The sequence below is a fragment of the Enterobacter quasihormaechei genome (genome assembly GCF_004331385.1).
Lineage (GTDB): Bacteria > Pseudomonadota > Gammaproteobacteria > Enterobacterales > Enterobacteriaceae > Enterobacter > Enterobacter quasihormaechei.
On sequence record NZ_SJON01000001.1, the window covers coordinates 389,293 to 411,064 of the forward strand.

Annotated in this window: 18 protein-coding genes; 13 read left to right on the forward strand and 5 right to left on the reverse strand. The window is 57.1% G+C overall.

The window, feature by feature from the left end:
- Positions 1–2: 2 nt before the first annotated feature.
- The 4 genes from pxpB to nei are packed head-to-tail and all read left to right on the forward strand — an operon-like array spanning position 3 to position 3,122.
- Positions 3–659 carry a 5-oxoprolinase subunit PxpB gene (gene pxpB, locus E0L16_RS01875; RefSeq protein ID WP_102750583.1) on the forward strand — a complete coding sequence of 219 codons (657 nt, stop codon included), beginning with the start codon at positions 3–5 and terminating at the stop codon, positions 657–659.
- A complete protein-coding gene (pxpC, locus tag E0L16_RS01880) occupies positions 653–1,585 on the forward strand; it encodes a 5-oxoprolinase subunit PxpC (protein ID WP_131636187.1) in 933 nt (310 codons plus the stop codon). Before pxpB ends, pxpC begins: the two co-directional genes overlap by 7 nt.
- A complete protein-coding gene (gene pxpA, locus E0L16_RS01885; RefSeq protein ID WP_131636188.1) occupies positions 1,572–2,312 on the forward strand; it encodes a 5-oxoprolinase subunit PxpA in 741 nt (246 codons plus the stop codon). The genes pxpC and pxpA overlap by 14 nt, the downstream gene beginning before the upstream one ends.
- Positions 2,313–2,330: 18 nt before the next feature.
- Complete coding sequence (gene nei, locus E0L16_RS01890) at positions 2,331–3,122, forward strand: endonuclease VIII (protein WP_131636189.1); 792 nt, start codon at positions 2,331–2,333, stop codon at positions 3,120–3,122.
- An 84-nt stretch (positions 3,123–3,206) separates the two neighbouring features.
- On the opposite strand, the gene E0L16_RS01895 is transcribed toward nei, so the two are convergent.
- Entirely contained in the window at positions 3,207–4,490 is a 1,284-nt protein-coding gene (locus E0L16_RS01895) for a citrate synthase (RefSeq protein WP_006809584.1), read from the reverse strand.
- A gap of 639 nt (positions 4,491–5,129) precedes the next feature.
- Here E0L16_RS01895 and sdhC point away from each other — a divergent pair.
- From sdhC to sucD, 8 genes are all read left to right on the forward strand, one after another.
- The gene (sdhC, locus tag E0L16_RS01900) at positions 5,130–5,534 is read left to right on the forward strand and encodes a succinate dehydrogenase cytochrome b556 subunit (protein WP_026080740.1); all 405 of its coding nucleotides are present in this window, start codon (positions 5,130–5,132) and stop codon (positions 5,532–5,534) included.
- Complete coding sequence (gene sdhD / locus E0L16_RS01905) at positions 5,528–5,875, forward strand: succinate dehydrogenase membrane anchor subunit (protein WP_003858621.1); 348 nt, start codon at positions 5,528–5,530, stop codon at positions 5,873–5,875. Before sdhC ends, sdhD begins: the two co-directional genes overlap by 7 nt.
- The gene (sdhA, locus tag E0L16_RS01910; RefSeq protein ID WP_003858619.1) at positions 5,875–7,641 is read left to right on the forward strand and encodes a succinate dehydrogenase flavoprotein subunit; all 1,767 of its coding nucleotides are present in this window, start codon (positions 5,875–5,877) and stop codon (positions 7,639–7,641) included. The genes sdhD and sdhA overlap by 1 nt, the downstream gene beginning before the upstream one ends.
- A 15-nt stretch (positions 7,642–7,656) precedes the next feature.
- Positions 7,657–8,373 carry a succinate dehydrogenase iron-sulfur subunit SdhB gene (sdhB, locus tag E0L16_RS01915; RefSeq protein ID WP_063866112.1) on the forward strand — a complete coding sequence of 239 codons (717 nt, stop codon included), beginning with the start codon at positions 7,657–7,659 and terminating at the stop codon, positions 8,371–8,373.
- Positions 8,374–8,611: 238 nt separating this feature from the next.
- Positions 8,612–11,419, forward strand: a complete 2,808-nt coding sequence (sucA, locus tag E0L16_RS01920; RefSeq protein ID WP_063449342.1) for a 2-oxoglutarate dehydrogenase E1 component — start codon at positions 8,612–8,614, stop codon at positions 11,417–11,419.
- 14 nt (positions 11,420–11,433) lie between these two features.
- On the forward strand, positions 11,434–12,660 hold the full coding sequence (gene odhB / locus E0L16_RS01925) for a 2-oxoglutarate dehydrogenase complex dihydrolipoyllysine-residue succinyltransferase (RefSeq protein ID WP_112792596.1): 1,227 nt from the start codon (positions 11,434–11,436) through the stop codon (positions 12,658–12,660).
- A gap of 117 nt (positions 12,661–12,777) precedes the next feature.
- Complete coding sequence (sucC, locus tag E0L16_RS01930; protein WP_017384968.1) at positions 12,778–13,944, forward strand: ADP-forming succinate--CoA ligase subunit beta; 1,167 nt, start codon at positions 12,778–12,780, stop codon at positions 13,942–13,944.
- Positions 13,944–14,813, forward strand: coding sequence for a succinate--CoA ligase subunit alpha (sucD, locus tag E0L16_RS01935; protein WP_006809578.1), 870 nt, complete (start codon positions 13,944–13,946; stop codon positions 14,811–14,813). Before sucC ends, sucD begins: the two co-directional genes overlap by 1 nt.
- A gap of 85 nt (positions 14,814–14,898) precedes the next feature.
- On the opposite strand, the gene E0L16_RS01940 is transcribed toward sucD, so the two are convergent.
- The 4 genes from E0L16_RS01940 to E0L16_RS01955 all read right to left on the reverse strand — a co-directional run bounded on the left by E0L16_RS01940 (position 14,899) and on the right by E0L16_RS01955 (position 19,672).
- The gene (locus E0L16_RS01940; protein ID WP_107534937.1) at positions 14,899–15,669 is read right to left on the reverse strand and encodes a hypothetical protein; all 771 of its coding nucleotides are present in this window, start codon (positions 15,667–15,669) and stop codon (positions 14,899–14,901) included.
- Between the two features lie 10 nt (positions 15,670–15,679).
- The gene (locus E0L16_RS01945) at positions 15,680–16,603 is read right to left on the reverse strand and encodes a transporter (protein WP_131636190.1); all 924 of its coding nucleotides are present in this window, start codon (positions 16,601–16,603) and stop codon (positions 15,680–15,682) included.
- Between the two features lie 63 nt (positions 16,604–16,666).
- Positions 16,667–18,619 (reverse strand): alkyl/aryl-sulfatase, encoded by a 1,953-nt coding sequence (locus E0L16_RS01950; protein WP_131636191.1) that lies wholly within the window; start codon positions 18,617–18,619, stop codon positions 16,667–16,669.
- Between the two features lie 336 nt (positions 18,620–18,955).
- Positions 18,956–19,672 carry a GntR family transcriptional regulator gene (locus tag E0L16_RS01955; RefSeq protein WP_131636192.1) on the reverse strand — a complete coding sequence of 239 codons (717 nt, stop codon included), beginning with the start codon at positions 19,670–19,672 and terminating at the stop codon, positions 18,956–18,958.
- 175 nt (positions 19,673–19,847) lie between these two features.
- On the opposite strand from E0L16_RS01955, the gene mngA reads away from it, so the two are divergent.
- Positions 19,848–21,764: a PTS 2-O-a-mannosyl-D-glycerate transporter subunit IIABC gene (mngA, locus tag E0L16_RS01960; protein WP_131636259.1), complete on the forward strand. Its 1,917-nt coding sequence runs from the start codon at positions 19,848–19,850 to the stop codon at positions 21,762–21,764.
- The last annotated feature ends 8 nt before the right edge of the window (positions 21,765–21,772 follow it).

The following is a 21,772-nucleotide window of genomic DNA, read 5'->3' on the forward strand; positions in this document are numbered from 1 at the left end:
AAGTGCAGCGAGCGCGTTGTTATCTTCTGGGTGAAACCGCGGTAGTTCTGGAGCTTGAGCCTCCGGTGACGCTTGCCACGCAAAAGCGTATCTGGCGCCTGGCTCAGCGACTGCCCGAGCTACCCGGCGTGGTTGAAGCTATTCCGGGTATGAATAATATCACCGTGGTGCTACGCGATCCGCACACCGGGGCGCTGGATGCCATTGAGCGTCTGCAACGCTGGTGGGAGGAGAGCGAGGCGCTGGAGCCGGAATCGCGGGCGATTGAGATCCCGGTTGTCTATGGCGGCAAAGGTGGCCCTGACCTTGGCGTGGTGGCGGAACATTGTGGATTAACGGAAAAGCAGGTCGTCGAGCTGCACAGCTCAGTCGACTATGTTGTCTGGTTTTTAGGTTTCCAGCCGGGCTTCCCCTATCTTGGCGGGTTATCGCCCCAGCTGCACACCCCGCGCCGGGCTGAGCCGCGCCTGAGCGTACCGGCGGGCAGCGTGGCGATTGGTGGCGAACAAACGGGAATTTACCCGCTCGCTTCGCCGGGCGGCTGGCAGCTTATCGGGCACACGTCCACGCCGTTATTCGAACCCGGCCATGACGCGCCCATACTCCTGCGTCCCGGTGACACCCTGCGCTTTATCCCGCAGAAGGAGGGGGTATGTTAACGCTTATTCGTGCAGGGCTTTACACCTCGGTACAGGATGCCGGCCGTTTTGGCCTGCGTCAGTCCGGCGTGAGCTACTGCGGCGCGCTCGATCGTCCTTCGCTGGAGATTGCCAACCTGCTGGTAGGCAACCCAGGCAGCACGGCGGCGTTAGAAATTACGCTGGGTCAGTGCGTTATTGAGTTTGGTGAGGAAACCTGGTTTGCCTTAACCGGCGCGGGCTGTGACGCAACGCTGGACGGCAAAGCGGTGTGGACAGGCTGGCGATTGCGGGCGAAAGCCGGGCAGCGTCTGACGCTTAAACGTCCTCTGCACGGCGTGCGCAGCTATCTTGCCGTGGCGGGGGGCATCGACGTGCCGGAGGTGTTGGGCTCATCCAGCACTGACCAGAAAGCGGCAATGGGCGGCCATGAGGGACGGCTGCTGCGCGACGGCGATCGTCTGGCGATTAAGCCCTCAGCGCGCCATTTCACCACCACGCAGGGCGTGAAGCAGCTGCTGTGGGGGAATGTGATCCGCGCCTTGCCGGGACCGGAATATCAGGAGTTTGATGAAGCCTCAAAAGAGTCTTTCTGGCGCTCGCCGTGGAAGATCAGCCCGCAGAGTAACCGCATGGGTTACCGGCTTCAGGGCCAGCCGCTGACCCGTACGACTGACCGGGAGCTGCTGTCCCACGGGCTGCTGCCGGGGGTGATCCAGGTGCCGGGCAACGGGCAGCCCATCGTACTGATGAACGACGCGCAAGCTACCGGCGGCTATCCGCGTATTGCCTGCATTATCGAAGCGGATCGCTACCATCTGGCGCAAATCCCTCTCGGTCAGCCGATTCATTTTGTGCAATGTACGCTGGAGGAGGCGCTGAAGGCCCGGCAGGATCGGCAGCGCTATCTCGAACAGCTGGCGTGGAGGCTCGATGTTAAAGATTGATTTAAACGCCGATCTGGGGGAGGGCAGCGGCGCCGATGCGGCGCTGATGACGCTGGTCTCCTCGGTCAACATCGCCTGCGGTTTTCATGCCGGCGATGCGCAGACCATGCTGGAAAGCGTACGCAATGCTATGAAAAACGGCGTGGCGATTGGCGCTCATCCCAGCTTTCCCGACCGGGAGAACTTTGGCCGCACGGCGATGGATCTTCCGCCAGAGACGGTCTACGCTCAGGTGCTCTACCAGATCGGCGCGCTGGAGGCGATAGTGCGCGCTGAGCATGGCGTGCTGCGTCACGTCAAGCCGCACGGCATGCTCTATAACCAGGCAGCGAAAGATCCGGCGCTGGCGGAGGCGATAGCCCGCGCGGTGCGGGACTGCAATCCGCAGCTGATTCTGGTTGGCCTGGCGGGTAGCGAGCTTATTCATGCCGGAGAGCGGCTGGGGCTGTCGACGCGGCAGGAAGTCTTTGCCGATCGGGGATACATGCCGGACGGCAGCCTGGTGCCGCGCACGCAGGCCGGTGCGCTGATTACCGACGAAAATAAAGCGCTGGCGCAGACGCTGGAGATGGTGCGCGCCGGGCGGGTGACCGCCGTGGATGGAACATCCGCAAATGTTCAGGCCGATACGGTGTGTTTACACGGCGACGGGGAGCATGCGCTCCAGTTTGCGCGACGCCTGCGGGCGGCGTTCTCTGAAGAGGGCATTCTCGTCAGCGCAGATTGATGATAAAAGGACAATAACATGCCTGAAGGTCCGGAGATCCGCCGCGCGGCGGATAGCCTGGAGGCGGCGATAAAGGGTAAACCTCTGACCGATGTCTGGTTTGCCTTTCCTCAACTAAAACCGTTTGAAACAGCGCTGGTGGGACAGACGGTGACCCACATTGAAACGCGCGGTAAAGCGTTGCTCACGCACTTTTCCCATAACCTGACGTTATATAGCCATAATCAGCTTTACGGCGTCTGGCGCGTGGTGGAGGCGGACGAGCAGCCGCAAACGACGCGCGTGCTGCGCGTCCGGTTACAAACGGCGGATAAGGCGCTCCTGCTCTACAGCGCCTCTGATATCGAAATGTTAACGCCGGAGCAGCTGTTGACGCATCCGTTCTTACAGCGCGTCGGGCCGGACGTGCTGGACATGCGCCTGACGGCGAGCGATGTTAAAGCCCGGCTATTGTCTCCCCAGTTCCGCAACCGCCAGTTTTCCGGGCTGTTGCTCGATCAGGCGTTTCTTGCCGGGCTGGGAAACTACCTGCGGGTGGAGATCCTCTGGGAAGTGGGGCTGGCGCCGCAGCGCAAGGCGTCGCAGCTGAGCGATGAAAAGCTGGAGGCGCTGTCGCACGCGCTGCTGGACATTCCGCGGCTGTCGTACAATACGCGCGGCATCGTAGATGAAAACAAGCATCACGGGGCGCTGTTCCGCTTTAAGGTGTTCCATCGGGCGGGGAAAAAGTGCGAGCGGTGCGGCGGAGTGATTGAGAAGGCTACGATCTCTTCCAGACCGTTTTACTGGTGTCCCCGGTGCCAGATGTAAAAAAGCCGGGTGGCGGCTACGCCTTACCCGGCCTACATCTCGCACTTGTAGGCCCGGCAAGCGAAGCGCCGCCGGGCATGTTTTTTAGCGCTTAATATCAGACTTAAAATCACGCTGCTCGTAGCCGGTGTACAGCTGACGAGGACGGGCGATTTTCATGCCTTCGCTGTGCATTTCGTTCCAGTGCGCAATCCAGCCCACGGTACGCGCCATGGCGAAGATCACGGTGAACATGGAAGACGGAATGCCCATCGCTTTCAGAATAATGCCAGAGTAGAAATCGACGTTCGGGTAGAGTTTCTTCTCGATGAAGTACGGGTCGTTCAGTGCGATGTGTTCCAGCTCCATCGCCACTTCCAGCAGATCGTCTTTGGTGCCCAGCTCTTTCAGCACTTCGTGGCAGGTCTCACGCATAACGGTCGCGCGCGGGTCGTAGTTTTTGTAAACACGGTGACCGAAGCCCATCAGACGGAAGGAGTCATTCTTGTCTTTCGCACGACGTACGAACTCTGGAATGTGCTCCACAGAGCTGATCTCTTCCAGCATCTTCAGCGCCGCTTCGTTCGCGCCGCCGTGCGCCGGTCCCCAGAGGGAGGCGATACCCGCAGCGATACAGGCGAACGGGTTTGCGCCTGAAGAGCCTGCGGTACGAACGGTAGACGTTGACGCGTTTTGCTCGTGGTCAGCGTGCAGGATCAGAATACGGTCCATCGCGCGTTCCAGCACCGGGTTCACTTCATACTCTTCGCACGGCGTGGAGAACATCATGCGCAGGAAGTTGCCGGCGTAGGAGAGGTCGTTACGCGGATACACAAACGGCTGGCCGATGGAGTATTTGTAACACATCGCCGCCATCGTAGGCATTTTGGAGAGCAGACGGAACGCCGCGATATCACGATGACGTGGGTTATTCACGTCCAGAGAATCGTGGTAGAACGCCGCCAGCGCACCGGTGATACCGCACATGACCGCCATCGGGTGAGAGTCACGACGGAACGCATGGAACAGACGGGTAATCTGCTCATGGATCATGGTGTGACGGGTCACGGTGGTTTTGAATTCATCGTACTGCGCCTGCGTCGGTTTTTCGCCGTTCAGCAGGATGTAGCACACTTCCAGATAATTGGATTCGGTGGCTAACTGATCGATGGGGAAGCCGCGATGGAGCAGGATACCTTCGTCACCGTCAATGTAGGTGATTTTGGATTCGCAAGATGCGGTGGAGGTGAATCCAGGGTCAAAGGTGAATACCCCTTTGGAACCCAGCGTACGGATATCAATAACATCCTGACCGAGCGTGCCTTTTAGCACATCCAGTTCAATAGCATCATCACCATTTAGGGTGAGTTTTGCCTTTGTATCAGCCATTTACGGTCTCCTTAGCGCCTTATGCTTAAGACTGCTTTTCACCGGATTTGCCTTCAGCTGTTAATCACCGTTACCAGATTGTTATTTGGCTTACCGCTCAGCTCACGAGGAGAAACCAGGGTACAGAGCTATGGCGCCTTGCAGGTAAACGAATGAAATATCAGTGAAACAACAGCAAATCAGCGTTTTTGCAGTCCGAATTATTCAAACCTGTATATCACTAATAACTGTCCTGATAACTTCGGTCAATACCATCACACTGTTACATAACTATTTGTCAGGTGAAAGATAGACCTCATAACTTTTGCGCATTATATGCCTTTTCTGATGACGTTTGTAACAATATTGTTTAACATTTGTCAAATCAGATGATTAAAATTTAAAAAGATGTTGTTATCGTGACCCCGATCACTGTTCCAGAGAAAACCCAACAAACTGTATGTAGGTTAATTGTAATGATTTTGTGAACGGCCTATACTGCCGCCAGGTCTCCGGAACACCCTGCAATCCCGAGCCACCCAGCGTTGTAACGTGTCGTTTTAGCATTTGGAAGCAATGTTTTGCATGACGCGCAGTTATAGAAAAGGAACGCTGTCTGACCCGCATCGCAGTCCGGAGGAAGGAAACAATAAGAACAGCATGTGGGCGTTATTCATGATAAGAAATGTGAAAAAACAAAGACCTGTCAATCTGGATCTGAAAACGATCCGATTCCCTGTAACAGCAATAGCGTCCATTCTGCACCGCGTTTCTGGTGTGATTACGTTTGTGGCGGTCGGTATTTTGTTGTGGTTACTGGGAACCAGCCTCTCCTCTCCTGAAGGATTCCTCCAGGCCTCGGCCATCATGAACAGCTTCTTCGTGAAATTTATCATGTGGGGCATTCTGACCGCGCTGGCCTATCACGTTGTTGGCGGCGTACGCCACATGCTGATGGACTTTGGCTATCTGGAAGAGACGTTCGAGGCCGGGAAACGTACCGCGAACATTTCATTTGTGATCACTGTCGTGCTTTCACTTCTCGCAGGAGTTCTCGTATGGTAAGCAACGCCTCCGCATTAGGACGCAACGGCGTACATGACTTCATTCTGGTCCGCGCTACCGCCATCGTCCTCACGCTTTACATCATCTATATGATCGGTTTCTTCGCGACCAGCGGGACGCTGACGTGGGAAATCTGGAGTGGTTTCTTCGGATCGGCCTTCACCAAAGTGTTCACCCTGCTGGCCCTGTTCTCCATCCTTATTCATGCCTGGATTGGCATGTGGCAGGTGTTGACCGATTACGTTAAACCGCTGGCGATTCGCCTTCCGCTGCAACTGATTATTGTTGTTGCTCTGCTGGTTTACGTCATTTATGGATTTGTTGTGGTGTGGGGTGTGTAATGAAACTGCCAGTCAGAGAATTTGATGCTGTTGTGATTGGTGCGGGTGGCGCAGGTATGCGCGCCGCACTGCAAATTTCCCAGAGCGGCCAGACCTGTGCGCTGCTCTCTAAAGTATTCCCGACCCGTTCCCACACTGTGTCTGCGCAGGGCGGTATCACCGTAGCGCTGGGTAACTCCCATGAAGATAACTGGGAATGGCACATGTACGACACGGTAAAAGGTTCCGATTACATCGGCGACCAGGATGCCATCGAATATATGTGTAAAACCGGCCCGGAAGCGATTCTGGAGCTGGACCATATGGGGCTGCCGTTCTCCCGTCTGGAAAATGGTACCATCTATCAGCGTCCGTTTGGCGGCCAGTCGAAAAACTTCGGCGGCGAGCAGGCGGCACGCACCGCGGCGGCGGCTGACCGTACCGGTCACGCGCTGCTGCACACGCTGTACCAGCAGAACCTGAAAAACCATACCACCATCTTCTCCGAGTGGTATGCGCTGGATCTGGTGAAAAACGCCGATGGCGCCGTGGTGGGGTGTACCGCACTGTGCATCGAAACCGGTGAAGTGGTTTACTTCAAAGCCCGCGCGACCGTGCTGGCGACCGGCGGCGCAGGCCGTATTTATCAGTCCACCACTAACGCCCACATCAACACCGGTGACGGCGTCGGTATGGCTATTCGCGCCGGCGTGCCGGTGCAGGACATGGAGATGTGGCAGTTCCACCCAACCGGTATTGCCGGCGCGGGCGTGCTGGTCACGGAAGGCTGCCGCGGTGAAGGTGGCTACCTGCTGAACAAACACGGCGAGCGCTTCATGGAGCGTTATGCGCCAAACGCGAAAGACCTGGCGGGTCGCGACGTGGTGGCGCGTTCAATCATGATCGAAATCCGTGAAGGCCGCGGCTGTGACGGCCCATGGGGTCCACACGCGAAGCTGAAGCTCGACCATCTGGGTAAAGAGGTGCTGGAATCCCGTCTGCCGGGCATCCTGGAGCTGTCCCGCACCTTCGCCCACGTCGATCCGGTGAAAGAGCCAATTCCGGTTATCCCAACCTGCCACTACATGATGGGCGGTATCCCGACCAAAGTGACTGGTCAGGCGCTGACCGTGAACGAGCAGGGCGAAGACGTGGTCATTCCTGGCCTGTTCGCGGTAGGCGAAATTGCCTGCGTATCCGTTCACGGCGCAAACCGTCTGGGCGGCAACTCCCTGCTGGACCTGGTGGTATTTGGTCGTGCGGTGGGTCTGCATCTTCAGGAGTCCATCGCCGAGCAGGGCGCACTGCGTGATGCAACCGACGACGAAATCGACGCCTCTCTCGAACGCCTCAACCGCTGGAACGGCAACCGTAACGGCGAAGATCCGGTGGAAATCCGTAAGGCGTTGCAGGAATGTATGCAGCACAACTTCTCGGTATTCCGTGAAGGTGACGCAATGGCCAAAGGGCTTGAGCAGCTGAAAGCGATTCGCGAGCGTCTGAAGAATGCCCGTCTGGACGACACCTCCAGCGAGTTCAACACCCAGCGCGTCGAATGCCTGGAGCTGGATAACCTGATGGAAACCGCCTTCGCGACCGCGATGTCGGCAAACTTCCGTACCGAAAGCCGTGGCGCCCATAGCCGCTTCGACTTCCCGGATCGTGATGACGAAAACTGGCTGTGCCATTCCCTGTATCTGCCAGAGTCGGAAACCATGACGCGCCGTAGCGTTAACATGGAACCGAAACTGCGTCCGGCGTTCCCGCCGAAGATTCGTACTTACTAATGCGGAGACAGGATAATGAAACTCGAATTCTCAGTTTATCGTTATAACCCGGATGTAGACGATGCTCCGCGTATGCAGGATTACACCCTCGAAGCGGAAGAAGGTCGTGACATGATGCTGCTGGATGCCTTGATCCAGCTGAAAGAACAAGATCCTACGCTGTCGTTCCGCCGCTCCTGCCGTGAAGGGGTATGTGGCTCTGACGGTGTGAACATGAACGGCAAAAACGGCCTGGCCTGCATTACGCCAATTTCAGCGCTAAACCGTCCTGGCCAGAAAATTGTTATCCGTCCTCTGCCTGGCCTGCCGGTCGTGCGTGATTTGGTGGTGGACATGGGACAATTCTATGCACAATATGAGAAGATTAAGCCTTACTTATTGAATAATGGGCAAAATCCACCCGCTCGTGAGCATTTACAGTCTCCTGAGCAGCGTGAAAAACTCGATGGATTGTACGAGTGTATTCTCTGTGCATGTTGTTCAACGTCGTGTCCGTCATTCTGGTGGAACCCGGACAAATTTATCGGCCCTGCGGGTCTGCTGGCTGCCTATCGCTTCCTGATCGACAGCCGCGATACCGAAACCGAGAACCGTCTGGAAGGATTAAGTGACGCTTTCAGCGTATTCCGCTGCCATAGCATCATGAACTGCGTCAGTGTGTGTCCTAAGGGCCTGAACCCGACGCGCGCCATCGGCCATATTAAGTCGATGCTGTTGCAACGCAGTGCGTAAGTAACAACGCCGGATGGCGCTGCGCTTATCCGGCCTACGAGACGGTAGGCCCGGTAAGTGCAGCGCCAGCGGACAGATTGCAGAAACCTTTAAAAACTGCCCTGAAGTTTAGACAGTTTCTAAAGGTTCCTTCGCGGGCCAAATGAAAAGAGCTCGCAGGTGAACCCCGGCACGTACACGGTGTGTACGTGGTAGTTTCTACGGCGAAAGTAAGCATAAAAATGCTTAAGGGATCACGATGCAGAACGGCGCAATGAAAGCCTGGCTGGACTCTTCTTACCTCTCTGGTTCAAACCAGAGCTGGATAGAACAGCTCTATGAAGACTTCTTAACCGATCCTGACTCAGTGGACGCAAACTGGCGTTCCATGTTCCAGCAGTTGCCTGGTACAGGGGTCAAACCGGATCAATTCCATTCAAAAACACGTGATTATTTCCGTCGTCTGGCGAAGGATGCCTCACGTTACTCTTCTGCGATTTCCGACCCTGACACCAATGCGAAGCAGGTTAAAGTCCTGCAACTTATCAACGCTTATCGCTTCCGTGGTCACCAGCATGCGAATCTCGATCCGCTGGGACTGTGGCAGCAGGAACGTGTGGCGGATCTCGATCCGGCCTATCACGATCTGACCGAGGCCGATTTCCAGGAAAGCTTTAACGTAGGTTCTTTTGCTATCGGCAAAGACACGATGAAGCTGGGCGATCTGATTGACGCGCTCAAGCAAACCTACTGCGGCTCCATCGGCGCGGAATATATGCACATTACCTCCACCGAAGAGAAACGCTGGATCCAGCAGCGTATCGAATCCGTGGCAGGCCACGCGAATTTCTCAGCAGATGAGAAAAAACGTTTCCTGAACGAACTGACCGCAGCGGAAGGCCTTGAGCGTTATCTGGGCGCGAAATTCCCGGGCGCGAAACGCTTCTCACTGGAAGGCGGCGATGCGTTAGTCCCGATGCTGAAAGAGCTGATTCGTCATGCCGGCAAGAGCGGCACGCGCGAAGTGGTGCTGGGCATGGCGCACCGTGGTCGTCTCAACGTGCTGGTGAACGTGCTGGGTAAAAAACCGCAGGATCTGTTCGACGAGTTCGCGGGTAAACACAAAGAGCACCTCGGCACCGGTGACGTGAAGTACCACATGGGCTTCTCTTCGGATATCGAAACCGAGGGCGGTCAGGTTCACCTGGCGCTGGCGTTTAACCCGTCGCACCTGGAAATCGTCAGCCCGGTGGTTATCGGTTCCGTGCGCGCGCGTCTGGATCGTCTGGACGAGCCGAGCAGCAATAAAGTGCTGCCAATCACCATTCACGGTGATGCGGCGGTCACAGGGCAGGGCGTGGTTCAGGAAACCCTGAACATGTCGAAAGCGCGTGGTTATGAAGTGGGCGGTACCGTTCGCATCGTGATCAACAACCAGGTGGGCTTCACCACCTCTAACCCGCTGGATGCGCGTTCTACCCCGTACTGCACCGACATCGGTAAAATGGTTCAGGCGCCCATCTTCCACGTTAACGCGGATGACCCGGAAGCCGTTGCTTTCGTTACCCGTCTGGCGCTGGACTTCCGTAACACCTTTAAGCGCGATGTGTTCATTGACCTCTTCTGCTACCGCCGTCACGGCCACAACGAAGCGGATGAGCCAAGTGCAACCCAGCCGCTGATGTACCAGAAAATCAAAAAACACCCGACGCCGCGTAAAATCTACGCTGACAAGCTGGAAAGCGAAAAAGTGGCGACGCTGGAAGATGCGACCGAGATGGTCAACCTCTACCGCGACGCGCTGGATGCGGGTGAATGCGTAGTGAAAGAGCTGCGCCCAATGAACATGCACTCCTTCACCTGGTCGCCGTACCTCAACCACGAGTGGGATGAGAGCTACCCGAACAAGGTCGAAATGAAGCGTTTGCAGGAGCTGGCTAAACGCATCAGCACCGTGCCGGAAGCGATCGAGATGCAGTCTCGCGTGGCCAAAATCTACGGCGACCGCCAGGCAATGGCGGCGGGCGAGAAGCTGTTCGACTGGGGCGGCGCGGAAACGCTGGCTTATGCGACGCTGGTAGACGAAGGCATTCCGGTTCGCCTGTCCGGTGAAGATGCGGGCCGCGGCACCTTCTTCCATCGTCACGCGGTGGTGCACAATCAGTCTAACGGTTCAACCTATACCCCGCTTCAGCACGTGCATAACGGTCAGGGCCAGTTCAAGGTCTGGGACTCCGTGCTGTCAGAAGAAGCGGTTCTGGCCTTTGAATACGGCTATGCCACCGCAGAACCTCGCACCCTGACCATCTGGGAAGCGCAGTTCGGTGACTTCGCCAACGGCGCGCAGGTCGTTATCGACCAGTTCATCTCCTCCGGCGAGCAGAAGTGGGGCCGTATGTGCGGCCTGGTAATGCTGCTGCCGCACGGTTACGAAGGACAAGGACCGGAGCACTCCTCCGCGCGTCTGGAGCGTTACCTGCAACTCTGCGCTGAGCAGAACATGCAGGTTTGCGTGCCGTCCACCCCGGCTCAGGTCTACCACATGCTGCGTCGTCAGGCGCTGCGCGGTATGCGCCGTCCGCTGGTGGTCATGTCACCAAAATCACTGCTGCGCCATCCGCTGGCGGTCTCCAGCCTGGAAGAGCTGGCAAACGGCACCTTCCTGCCGGCCATCGGTGAAATTGACGAGCTGGATCCGCAGGCCGTTAAGCGTGTCGTAATGTGTTCTGGTAAGGTTTATTACGACCTGCTGGAACAGCGCCGTAAGAACGATCAGAAAGATGTCGCCATTGTGCGTATCGAACAGCTTTATCCGTTCCCGCATCAGGCGATGCAGGAAGTGCTGAAACAGTACGCTCACGTTCATGATTTTGTCTGGTGCCAGGAAGAGCCGCTTAACCAGGGCGCATGGTATTGCAGCCAGCATCATTTCCGTGAAGTGATTCCATTTGGGTCTGCTCTGCGTTATGCAGGTCGCCCGGCCTCCGCCTCTCCGGCGGTAGGGTATATGTCCGTTCACCAGAAGCAGCAACAAGATCTGGTCAATGACGCGCTGAACGTCGATTAATTAAAGGATACATAATGAGTAGCGTAGATATTCTTGTTCCCGACCTGCCTGAGTCCGTAGCAGATGCAACCGTCGCCACCTGGCACAAAAAACCAGGCGACGCGGTAACCCGCGACGAAGTGCTGGTAGAAATCGAAACTGACAAAGTGGTACTGGAAGTACCGGCTTCAGCGGATGGCATTCTGGATGCAGTCCTGGAAGATGAAGGTACGACCGTCACCTCTCGTCAGATCCTGGGTCGCCTGCGTGAAGGCAATAGCGCAGGTAAAGAGTCCAGCGCTAAATCTGAAGAGAAAGCGTCTACCCCGGCCCAGCGCCAGCAGGCGTCTCTCGAAGAGCAGACCAACGACGCGCTCAGCCCGGCGATCCGTCGTCTGCTGGCTGAACACAGCCTTGACCCGGCAGCCATCAAAGGCACCGGTGTGGGCGGTCGTCTGACGCGTGAAGACATCGACAAGCATCTGGCTAAAGCGCCTTCTGAGGCGAAAGCCGAAGCCAAAGCGCCTGCGGCAGCGCCAGCGGCACAACCTCAGCTTGGCGCACGTAGCGAAAAACGCGTGCCGATGACCCGTCTGCGCAAGCGCGTGGCCGAGCGTCTGCTGGAAGCGAAAAACTCCACCGCGATGCTGACCACCTTCAACGAAGTCAACATGAAACCTATCATGGACCTGCGCAAGCAGTACGGTGACGCGTTTGAAAAACGTCACGGTATCCGTCTGGGCTTCATGTCCTTCTACGTGAAGGCGGTGGTTGAAGCGCTGAAACGCTACCCGGAAGTGAACGCGTCTATCGACGGCGATGACGTGGTTTACCACAACTACTTCGACGTCAGCATGGCGGTTTCTACCCCGCGCGGCCTGGTAACGCCAGTTCTGCGTGATGTGGATACCCTGGGCATGGCTGACATCGAGAAGAAAATCAAAGAGCTGGCCGTGAAAGGCCGCGACGGCAAGCTGACCGTAGAAGACCTGACCGGCGGTAACTTCACCATTACCAACGGCGGCGTATTCGGCTCGCTGATGTCTACCCCGATCATCAACCCGCCGCAGAGCGCGATCCTGGGTATGCACGCCATTAAAGATCGTCCGATGGCGGTAGACGGTAAAGTGGAGATCCTGCCGATGATGTACCTGGCACTCTCTTACGATCACCGCCTGATCGATGGCCGCGAGTCCGTGGGCTTCCTGGTCGCGATTAAAGAGCTGCTGGAAGATCCAACACGTCTGCTGCTGGACGTCTAGTGACTATTTAGCATCACCTGCCCTGTAGGCCGGATAAGCGTAGCGCCAGCCGGCGCACAGACCGCGCCGGTCTACAGGTTTGAAGATAACGATTACCCTGAAGGATGGATAGAACACATGAACTTACATGAATATCAGGCCAAACAGCTGTTTGCCCGGTATGGCTTACCGGCTCCGGTGGGTTATGCCTGTACTACCCCGCGTGAAGCAGAAGAAGCCGCGTCTAAAATCGGTTCCGGCCCGTGGGTAGTTAAATGTCAGGTTCACGCTGGTGGCCGTGGTAAAGCGGGCGGTGTGAAGGTCGTTAAGAGCAAAGAAGAGATCCGTGCGTTTGCTGAACATTGGCTCGGCAAGCGTCTGGTAACCTACCAGACAGACGCGAACGGCCAGCCGGTTAACCAGATCCTGGTGGAAGCGGCGACCGATATCGCGAAAGAGCTGTACCTGGGCGCAGTCGTAGACCGTAGCTCCCGTCGCGTGGTGTTCATGGCGTCTACCGAAGGCGGCGTGGAAATTGAAAAAGTGGCGGAAGAAACCCCGCACCTGATCCATAAAGTGGCTATCGATCCGCTGGCGGGCCCAATGCCTTACCAGGGGCGCGAGCTGGCGTTCAAACTGGGTCTGGAAGGTAAGCTGGTTCAGCAGTTCACCAAGATCTTCATGGGTCTGGCGACTATCTTCCTGGAGCGCGATCTGGCGCTGATCGAGATCAACCCGCTGGTGATCACCACCCAGGGCGACCTGATCTGCCTCGACGGCAAGCTGGGCGCTGACGGCAACGCGCTGTTCCGCCAGTCCGATCTGCGTGAAATGCGCGACCAGTCTCAGGAAGATCCGCGTGAAGCGCAGGCTGCACAGTGGGAACTGAACTACGTGGCGCTGGATGGCAACATCGGCTGCATGGTTAACGGTGCAGGCCTGGCGATGGGCACCATGGACATCGTTAAGCTGCACGGCGGCGAGCCGGCGAACTTCCTCGACGTGGGCGGTGGCGCAACCAAAGAGCGCGTAACCGAAGCGTTCAAAATCATTCTCTCTGACAGCAACGTTAAAGCCGTTCTGGTTAACATCTTCGGCGGTATCGTCCGTTGCGACCTGATCGCCGACGGTATCATCGGTGCGGTAGAAGAAGTGGGCGTTAACGTTCCGGTTGTTGTCCGTCTGGAAGGAAACAACGCTGAACTCGGCGCGAAAAAACTGGCTGACAGCGGCCTGAATATTATTGCAGCGAAAAGTCTGACGGATGCAGCTCAGCAGGTTGTTGCCGCAGTGGAGGGGAAATAATGTCCGTTTTAATTAATAAAGATACCAAGGTTATCTGCCAGGGCTTCACCGGTAGCCAGGGGACTTTCCACTCCGAACAGGCGATTGCCTACGGCACGCAGATGGTTGGCGGCGTAACGCCAGGTAAAGGTGGCACCACGCACCTGGGCCTGCCGGTGTTCAACACCGTGCGTGAAGCCGTAGAAGCGACCGGCGCAACCGCGACCGTGATCTACGTTCCGGCGCCGTTCTGCAAAGACTCCATTCTGGAAGCGATCGACGCAGGCATCAAACTGATCATCACCATTACCGAAGGTATCCCGACGCTTGATATGCTGACCGTGAAGGTGAAGCTGGATGAAGCGGGCGTGCGCATGATCGGCCCGAACTGCCCAGGCGTGATCACCCCGGGCGAATGCAAAATCGGCATCATGCCGGGCCACATTCACAAGCCGGGTAAAGTGGGCATCGTGTCCCGTTCCGGTACCCTGACCTATGAAGCGGTTAAGCAGACCACCGACTACGGTTTCGGCCAGTCTACCTGTGTAGGCATCGGCGGTGACCCGATCCCGGGCTCTAACTTCATCGACATCCTGAAGCTGTTCCAGGAAGATCCGCAGACCGAAGCGATCGTAATGATCGGCGAGATCGGCGGTAGCGCCGAAGAAGAAGCGGCGGCTTACATCAAAGATCACGTCACCAAGCCGGTAGTGGGTTACATCGCGGGTGTGACCGCGCCGAAAGGCAAGCGTATGGGTCACGCGGGCGCGATCATCGCTGGCGGTAAAGGTACGGCGGACGAGAAGTTTGCCGCGCTGGAAGCCGCAGGCGTGAAGACCGTTCGCAGCCTGGCGGATATCGGCGAAGCGCTGAAATCCATCATTAAGTAAATCCTCTCTGCTCCCCGGATGGGGAGCGTTAAAGTATAAAAATGTCCGTTTCGACATGGTTGGCCGCTGAATAGCGGCCTTTTTTTTACATGACGACGCTGAAACCGGCAAAGAGGGTGAATTTCGGCAGATTATCCCCGTCGTGCGCAACCGTCCACTGCGGCTCGACAAAGGCGCTGACCACTTTTCCTCCCACTCCCCAGGCGCGCCCGCCGCCAATGCCAACCGGAATGTAATAATCATCCGACTCCCGATCCCAGGTCCAGATGCCCGAGCTGCGCAAGTACCAGCCGCCCTGAAACTTATAGATGAAAATCGGCTGGAACGTCGCGGTCTCTACGTCGTCGCGCGCGTCGTCTCCGGCAAAGCTTTTCTGCCATTGCACCAGCGTGCCCGCCATCCAGCCGGGGGTGGATTTGATCGCAACGGCAGAGAGCCCGCCCTGCCATTTGCCGCTGCCCAGCGCGTCGTCGCTGGCGGAGTCTGCGGTGATGAGCGGCCCCACGCCAATTTTTACCCCCTCCTGTTTGAGCAGGAAAATATCAAACACGTTGATATCGCCAGGCCCGGTCTTATAGCCCTGCGGCTGTGGGCGGGTTGCCATCGGAACGGTTAAGCGAAGGATCTGCGGCACGGGTACCCAGCTGTTAGCGGCTAACGGAACGGTTGCGCGAAAGAGCGTATCGTTGAGATGCCGATCGCTGTTGTAAAGCTCAGGCGTGTAGTAATCCTGAAGCGCAACGGAGGTTGAAAGGTGTAACGGGTTGGTGGCTTTTTCAATGGCATCCTCTACCGCGGCGTGGCCGAGAGCCGGCATCAACATCATCAGGCCGGGTAACAGTAAACGGTTTCGCATGTTGTCCTCCTTACCATAGATATTGCAGACGGAATGACCAGGTGGTGACGTCCGGCGAGCCATCCCGCTGATGCGTGGTGTCGGTGTAGGCGATCATCCCCCCAAAACGCGGGCTCAGCATGAAGCCCAGAGAGCCCCCAAGCAGCACGTTCTCCTGTTCGTCGTCCTGCAACGTTCCGTCAACGCGGGTTTCGCCGCCTTTCGTCCAGCTGGAGTCCAGCGAGAGCCAGAGCGCGGGCGAGAGGGTATAGCTCCAGTGGCCCTCGAGGGTGTAGAGCGGGCGCTGTTCCAGACGGCTGTTTTGCTGGTAGTCGTTATTGTCGGTGAAGAAACTGACCCAGCTGTTGAGCTCCAGCCAGGTCGGACCGAGCGGCACGCCGAACGCCAGCTCGGGCTTAAAGGCCCAGCGGTTCGCGCCGATGTTGATCGCGTTATCGCTGTCATAGTCTCCCGTGGGAAGGGTGAGCCAGAGCGCGCCCGTCAGGAACATCTCCGGCTGCCAGCGCTTAAATTCCTCCACGCTGAGCGCCGGGCCGCCGAACAGGTTATGGGCAAAGACCACCTGGGTATCGCCAAGATTTTCATGATTGAGCGAACCGGTAAGGTATTTGGCATTATCCAGCGAGGCCGTCATGCTGGCGTAGGGCTGGATGACCTGTATCGCTGAAACGCGTCCGTCGATATCGAACGAATGCGCGTAGCGTAAAACGTACACGTCCGCGTCCACGCTGGCGCCATCGGCGGGAAGGTTTCCGTCGAGCGAGGTATTGGTATGAACATTGTTGTAATAGCCGAAGATGAGATTGGTGTCCTTCGGCAGGTTTTGCCAGTCGCGGGCGTTATCGGCCCGCACGTACAGCGGCAACAAAACCAGCAGCAGGCCTGCGATCAGAACGATAATGGCCACCACGAGATGACGTTCAGATTTTTGCATAACATTGTCCCGTTATGTTTTTGCAATAAACGCCCCGACCGCGCGGGCAGGGGCGGGCAAGGGTCAGGGGGTGACGATGTTGAACATCTGCGGGAAGGTATCCAGCAGGTCCAGCAGCTCCTTCAGCTTCTGGGTGCTGCCGTCGACGCTGAGCTCGCCATCAGCGATACTCTTGTCCAGCGGCTGCTGGTGGTTTATCAAATGGGACATCCCGGCCACGCTGGTCTTCACGCTGAAATCAGGGTCGCTGAAGGGGAGATCCTTGTGGTACATGATGACGCTGTTGTTAAGCGCGATCCCCCACTTGTCGCCGTCAGGCAACGTCCAGTTGAAGCGCAGCTGCTTGCCGTTGGCCTTCGGCCCGTTAAGCGCCACGCCCATATAATCAAGCAGGGCTTCAGGGGCAATGCTGGCGGTTAAATCGCTGTCCATTGTCGACCCGGCCGGGATAACCGGAACGCCGTCGCGCAGCTCTTTCGCGCCGCTCAGGTACTCATTGCGCCAGAGCGCGTTCTCGCTCTGCCAGCCGAGCTGGGAGAAGACGTCCGCCTGTAGCGCCTTAGCCTGCTTGTTCTCCGGGTTGGCGAAAATCAGATGGTTAAGAAGCTGTGCGGCCCAGCGATAGTCTCCGCTGTTCACCGCCTGCTGCGCCTGCTGGTAGACCTGCTTCTCGCCGCCCATGAGGTGAATATATTTAGGCGCGGCCTCTTTTTCGGGGAGAGGATTCAGGTTAGCGGGGTTACTGTCGTACCAGCCCATGTAATACATGTACATGCCTTTGGCATTGTGGCTGACCGTGCCGTAGTAGCCCTGGTTGGCCCAGTTTTTCGCGAGGCTGTCCGGCAGGCGGATGGTCTCGGCGATCTCATCCATGGTATAGCCCTTGTTGATCAGATTAAGCACCTGATCGTTCAGGTATTTATACATGTCGCGCTGGTCGCCCATGTACTTCCTGATGCGGGCGTTATCCCACATAGGCCAGAGGTGCTGGCTGATGGTGATTTGCGCTTTATCGCCGTAGGTGACGAGCGCTTTGTCCAGCGCTTTCCACCAGTTCACCGCGCTACGCGCCTTGGCGCCCCGCAGGGTATAGAGGTTGTGCATGCTGGGGTTCAGCAGCTCCGTGGTGTCCAGCACGTTGAACTGCGGGAACCACATCATCATCTCGGACGGTGCCTCCGTTCCGGGAACCAGCAGGAACTCTATATCAATACCGTCTATGTTCACCCGGTCGCCGGATTTATTCACGATATACGTCGGAGCGATTAAGCTGTTTTTGCCGGTTGCCAGCGATTTGCCCATGCCGTTATCCACGTGGCCTTCTGGCCCGGGTTTCAGCATCATGCCGTACATATAAAGCGCCCGGCGGCTCATCGCGTTTCCCGCCAGCAGGTTTTCGCTGGTGGCTTCCTCCATGAATCCATCCGGCGCGTAGATTTTCACCTTGCCGCTCTTCACGTCGCTCTCGGAAACGACGCCCTTCACGCCGCCGAAATGATCCACATGGCTATGCGTATAAATGACGGCAACAATGGGCTTTTTCGGACGGTGCTGATAATAAAGCTCAAGCGCCGCACGGGCGGTATCGGTCGCCACCAGCGGATCGATAATAATAATGCCGCTGTCGCCTTCAACAATGGTCATGTTGGAAATATCCAGCCCGCGCACCTGATACATTTTATCGGTGACTTTAAATAACCCGGAAATATTGTTGAGCTGGGCGTGGCGCCATAAAGAAGGGTTAACCGTTGCCGGGGCATCTCCCTTGAGGAAAGACCAGCCGTCAATATTCATTACGGTTTTGCCGCCGTCGGTTTTAATTACCGGCGTGGTGAGCGTGGCGATAAATCCGCGTTTCGCGTCAGCGATACCCTGCTGGTCGGTGAAATCCAGCGTTTTATAGACGGCGGCATTGCGCTCTTTCGTATAGGCAGAAGGGCTGGGGGCGCTGTCGTTTGCGCTGGCCTGAAAAGCGAACAGCGTGAAAAGACTAACTGCAATCAGAGTCGGTTTCATATCCTGCATCCTTAGGTGATAAATCTCACGCTAAGAGTGCGGCAAAGCAGATTCGGAAAAGACAAATTATATCCGCAGCTACTATAAATCGGCGGAAATAAAAACAAAAGTGGCGGTAATTATTGATTATTTGTATGAGACTGGCGAAACAGCCACCACAAGGGATGCGCGCGCTGATGGTGTCGCGCGTCGAAAAACAAATGTGATGCTCTGCACAGAATTCTATTCATGAAATAAATAGCCGGAAAATGCATTTTTACAATAAACCACGAAATGCAATGGCAAATAATTAAATGTCAGCGATATCCTAACGCGAAGCTATTAGGACATCGCCTCTTAATGATGGCGCCGGGCAATTAAGGTGAAGCGATAGTCGTCGCTTTTAAAGCTGTTGCGGCTGTACTCAAACAGCGTCCCGTCATTAAGAAAACCGCGGGAGATTTTTTCAAGAATCGGGCGGGAAGGATCGATTCCCAGTGCCTCGATGGTTTCTGGCGTAGGGTTTACCGCGACGATCTCCTGCTCGCTCCGGTCAATGACCATCTTCTTTATCTGCTCAATGTAGTGGTACTTGGAGTTTTCCATCACTTCCCAGGTGAGATCGGGGAAAAGCGCCAGCGGCATCCACGTCTCTTCCAGCGTAACCGGCTTTTGCTTGATAAAGCGGACGCGCTTAACGTGCCAGACCTTATCGCCTTCGGCGAGCGCCATCGTTGCCGCCAGCGCCGCATCGGCTTTTATCACTTCGAACACCCGCACGTCGCTGTGGGTTTCCACGCGTCTGTCCGCCAGCTTTTCGTAAAAGCTGGTGAGCTGGTAGATGTCGTAATTAACCCGTTCCTCTTTAACGTAGGTGCCGCTGCCCTGAACGCTCTCCACGATGCCCTGCTCGGTCAACAGCTTCAGGGCCTGCCGGACGGTTACGCGGCTCACGCCGAAGGTGGCCTGGAGCGCGGATTCGGTCGGCAGGGCGTCCCCGGCGGCCAGCACGCCCTGCTGGATCTGATCCCGCAGGGTATCCGCGATCTGACGATATTTCGGTTTTCCGCTCATGCACGCCCGTTGTCTTGTTCCGTTAATACCATTGATGACGATTATGCCTCGGCTGATGAAATTGTAAATAATACAAATTAAATACAAATGATCGTTAAACATGAAAATGATCACATAATCGTCTTATTTGCTCTGCGATACTCTCGCCAGTCTGTTTACGGGAGTAACCATAATGATGAACCTGACGGCGTTAACGCATCCAGATGCGCTCTGCCTGAACGCGCGATTCCGCAGTCGCGATGAGGCCATAGACGCGCTGGCCGGCAGGCTGGCCCGGTGTGGCGCAGTCTCCGATCTGGCGCTTTTTTTGCGTGATGTCCACCAGCGTGAGGCCCAGGGGCCGACGGCGCTGGGAGAGGGGCTTGCCGTTCCGCACGGGAAATCCGTGGCCGTGAGCAGGGCTGCGTTTGCCGTGGCGACGCTCGCCGATCCGCTGGAGTGGGAGGGGGTGGATGGCCCCGAACGCGTGGAGCTGATTGTTCTCCTCGCCATCCCGCCAGCCGAAGCGGGATCGACGCACATGCAGCTATTAACCGCGCTCACCACCCGTCTGGCGGACGATGCGCTTCGCGCGCGCGTCATGAGCGCCACCACCGCGGACGCGCTGCTTGCTGCCCTGGAGGATGCACCGCAGCCAGAGGATAGCGCGCGTTTGGCCGACGCCCCGACGGTTGTCTGCGTAACCGCCTGTCCGGCAGGGATCGCCCATACCTATATGGCCGCAGAATATCTCGAAAAAGCGGGACGTAAGCTCGGCGTCAATGTGGTGGTCGAGAAGCAGGGGGCGAACGGCGTTGAGGGGCGCATTACCGCTCAGCAGCTGCGGGAAGCCAAAGCGTGTATCTTCGCGGCAGAAGTAGCGATCAAAGAGAGCGAACGCTTTCAGGGGATCCCCGCCATTTCCGTACCCGTAGCTGAACCCTTGCGCCATGCGGAAGCGCTCATTGAGCGCGCGCTGGCGCTAGAGCCAGTATCCGATGCGCGCCCTGCGCATGTCGACACAGACACCAAAAAGCGCGTTAAAACCGAACTTAAGCAGGCGCTTCTTAGCGGCATCTCCTTTGCGGTGCCGCTGATTGTCGCTGGCGGCACGGTGCTGGCCGTGTCGGTACTGCTGGCGCAAATCCTGGGCTTGCAGCATCTGTTCGATCAGGAAAACTCGTGGCTGTGGATGTACCGCAAACTGGGCGGCGGGATGCTCGGTATTCTGATGGTTCCTGTTCTCGCGGCCTTTACCGCTTACTCGCTGGCGGATAAACCTGCGCTTACGCCGGGTTTTGCTGCGGGTCTGGCCGCCAATATGATTGGTTCCGGTTTTCTGGGGGCCATCGTCGGCGGGCTGATTGCGGGTTACCTGATGCGCTGGGTGAAAAACCACATCCGGCTGAGCAGCCGCTACAACGGCTTTCTGACCTTTTATCTCTATCCGGTGATGGGCGTGCTGGGTGCAGGCAGCCTGATGCTGTTTGTGATTGGCGAACCGGTGGCCTGGATCAATAACGCCCTGACAGCCTGGCTTAACGGGCTGTCCGGTGCGAACGCGCTGCTTCTGGGCGCGATTCTGGGCTTTATGTGCTCGTTCGATCTGGGCGGCCCGGTCAACAAAGCCTCTTACGCGTTCTGCCTGGGGGCGATGGCCAACGGCGTCTACGGGCCTTATGCGATCTTTGCCTCCGTCAAAATGGTATCGGCCTTTACCGTGACGGCGTCAACGATGCTGGCCCCGAGCCTGTTTAAACAGTTCGAAATTGAGACCGGCAAATCCACCTGGCTGCTGGGGCTGGCGGGCATCACCGAGGGGGCAATTCCGATGGCTATCGAGGATCCGCTGCGGGTCATCGGCTCATTCGTTCTGGGATCAATGGCGACCGGCGCGATTGTCGGGGCGATGGGGATTGGGCTTTCCACCCCGGGAGCGGGCATTTTCTCGCTCTTCTTACTGCATGATGCCGGGCTGGGTGGCGTGATGGCCGCTGCGGGCTGGTTTGGCGCCGCGCTGGTTGGCGCCGCCATCTCTACGCTCATGTTACTGCTCTGGCGACGTCACGCCGTGAAGCGCGGCACCTACGTGACTGAAGACATTACATCCTAAACACGCAC

Coding starts and splice junctions, on each gene's coding strand:
- odhB (WP_112792596.1), top strand. CDS start 11,434: ATGAGTAGCGTAGATATTCTTGTTCCCGACCTGCCTGAGTCCGTAGCA.
- sucC (WP_017384968.1), top strand. CDS start 12,778: ATGAACTTACATGAATATCAGGCCAAACAGCTGTTTGCCCGGTATGGC.
- sucD (WP_006809578.1), top strand. CDS start 13,944: ATGTCCGTTTTAATTAATAAAGATACCAAGGTTATCTGCCAGGGCTTC.
- E0L16_RS01945 (WP_131636190.1), bottom strand. CDS start 16,603: ATGCAAAAATCTGAACGTCATCTCGTGGTGGCCATTATCGTTCTGATC.
- nei (WP_131636189.1), top strand. CDS start 2,331: ATGCCTGAAGGTCCGGAGATCCGCCGCGCGGCGGATAGCCTGGAGGCG.
- E0L16_RS01940 (WP_107534937.1), bottom strand. CDS start 15,669: ATGCGAAACCGTTTACTGTTACCCGGCCTGATGATGTTGATGCCGGCT.
- sucA (WP_063449342.1), top strand. CDS start 8,612: ATGCAGAACGGCGCAATGAAAGCCTGGCTGGACTCTTCTTACCTCTCT.
- sdhC (WP_026080740.1), top strand. CDS start 5,130: ATGTGGGCGTTATTCATGATAAGAAATGTGAAAAAACAAAGACCTGTC.
- mngA (WP_131636259.1), top strand. CDS start 19,848: ATGAACCTGACGGCGTTAACGCATCCAGATGCGCTCTGCCTGAACGCG.
- E0L16_RS01950 (WP_131636191.1), bottom strand. CDS start 18,619: ATGAAACCGACTCTGATTGCAGTTAGTCTTTTCACGCTGTTCGCTTTT.
- pxpC (WP_131636187.1), top strand. CDS start 653: ATGTTAACGCTTATTCGTGCAGGGCTTTACACCTCGGTACAGGATGCC.
- sdhA (WP_003858619.1), top strand. CDS start 5,875: ATGAAACTGCCAGTCAGAGAATTTGATGCTGTTGTGATTGGTGCGGGT.
- sdhD (WP_003858621.1), top strand. CDS start 5,528: ATGGTAAGCAACGCCTCCGCATTAGGACGCAACGGCGTACATGACTTC.
- E0L16_RS01895 (WP_006809584.1), bottom strand. CDS start 4,490: ATGGCTGATACAAAGGCAAAACTCACCCTAAATGGTGATGATGCTATT.
- E0L16_RS01955 (WP_131636192.1), bottom strand. CDS start 19,672: ATGAGCGGAAAACCGAAATATCGTCAGATCGCGGATACCCTGCGGGAT.
- sdhB (WP_063866112.1), top strand. CDS start 7,657: ATGAAACTCGAATTCTCAGTTTATCGTTATAACCCGGATGTAGACGAT.
- pxpA (WP_131636188.1), top strand. CDS start 1,572: ATGTTAAAGATTGATTTAAACGCCGATCTGGGGGAGGGCAGCGGCGCC.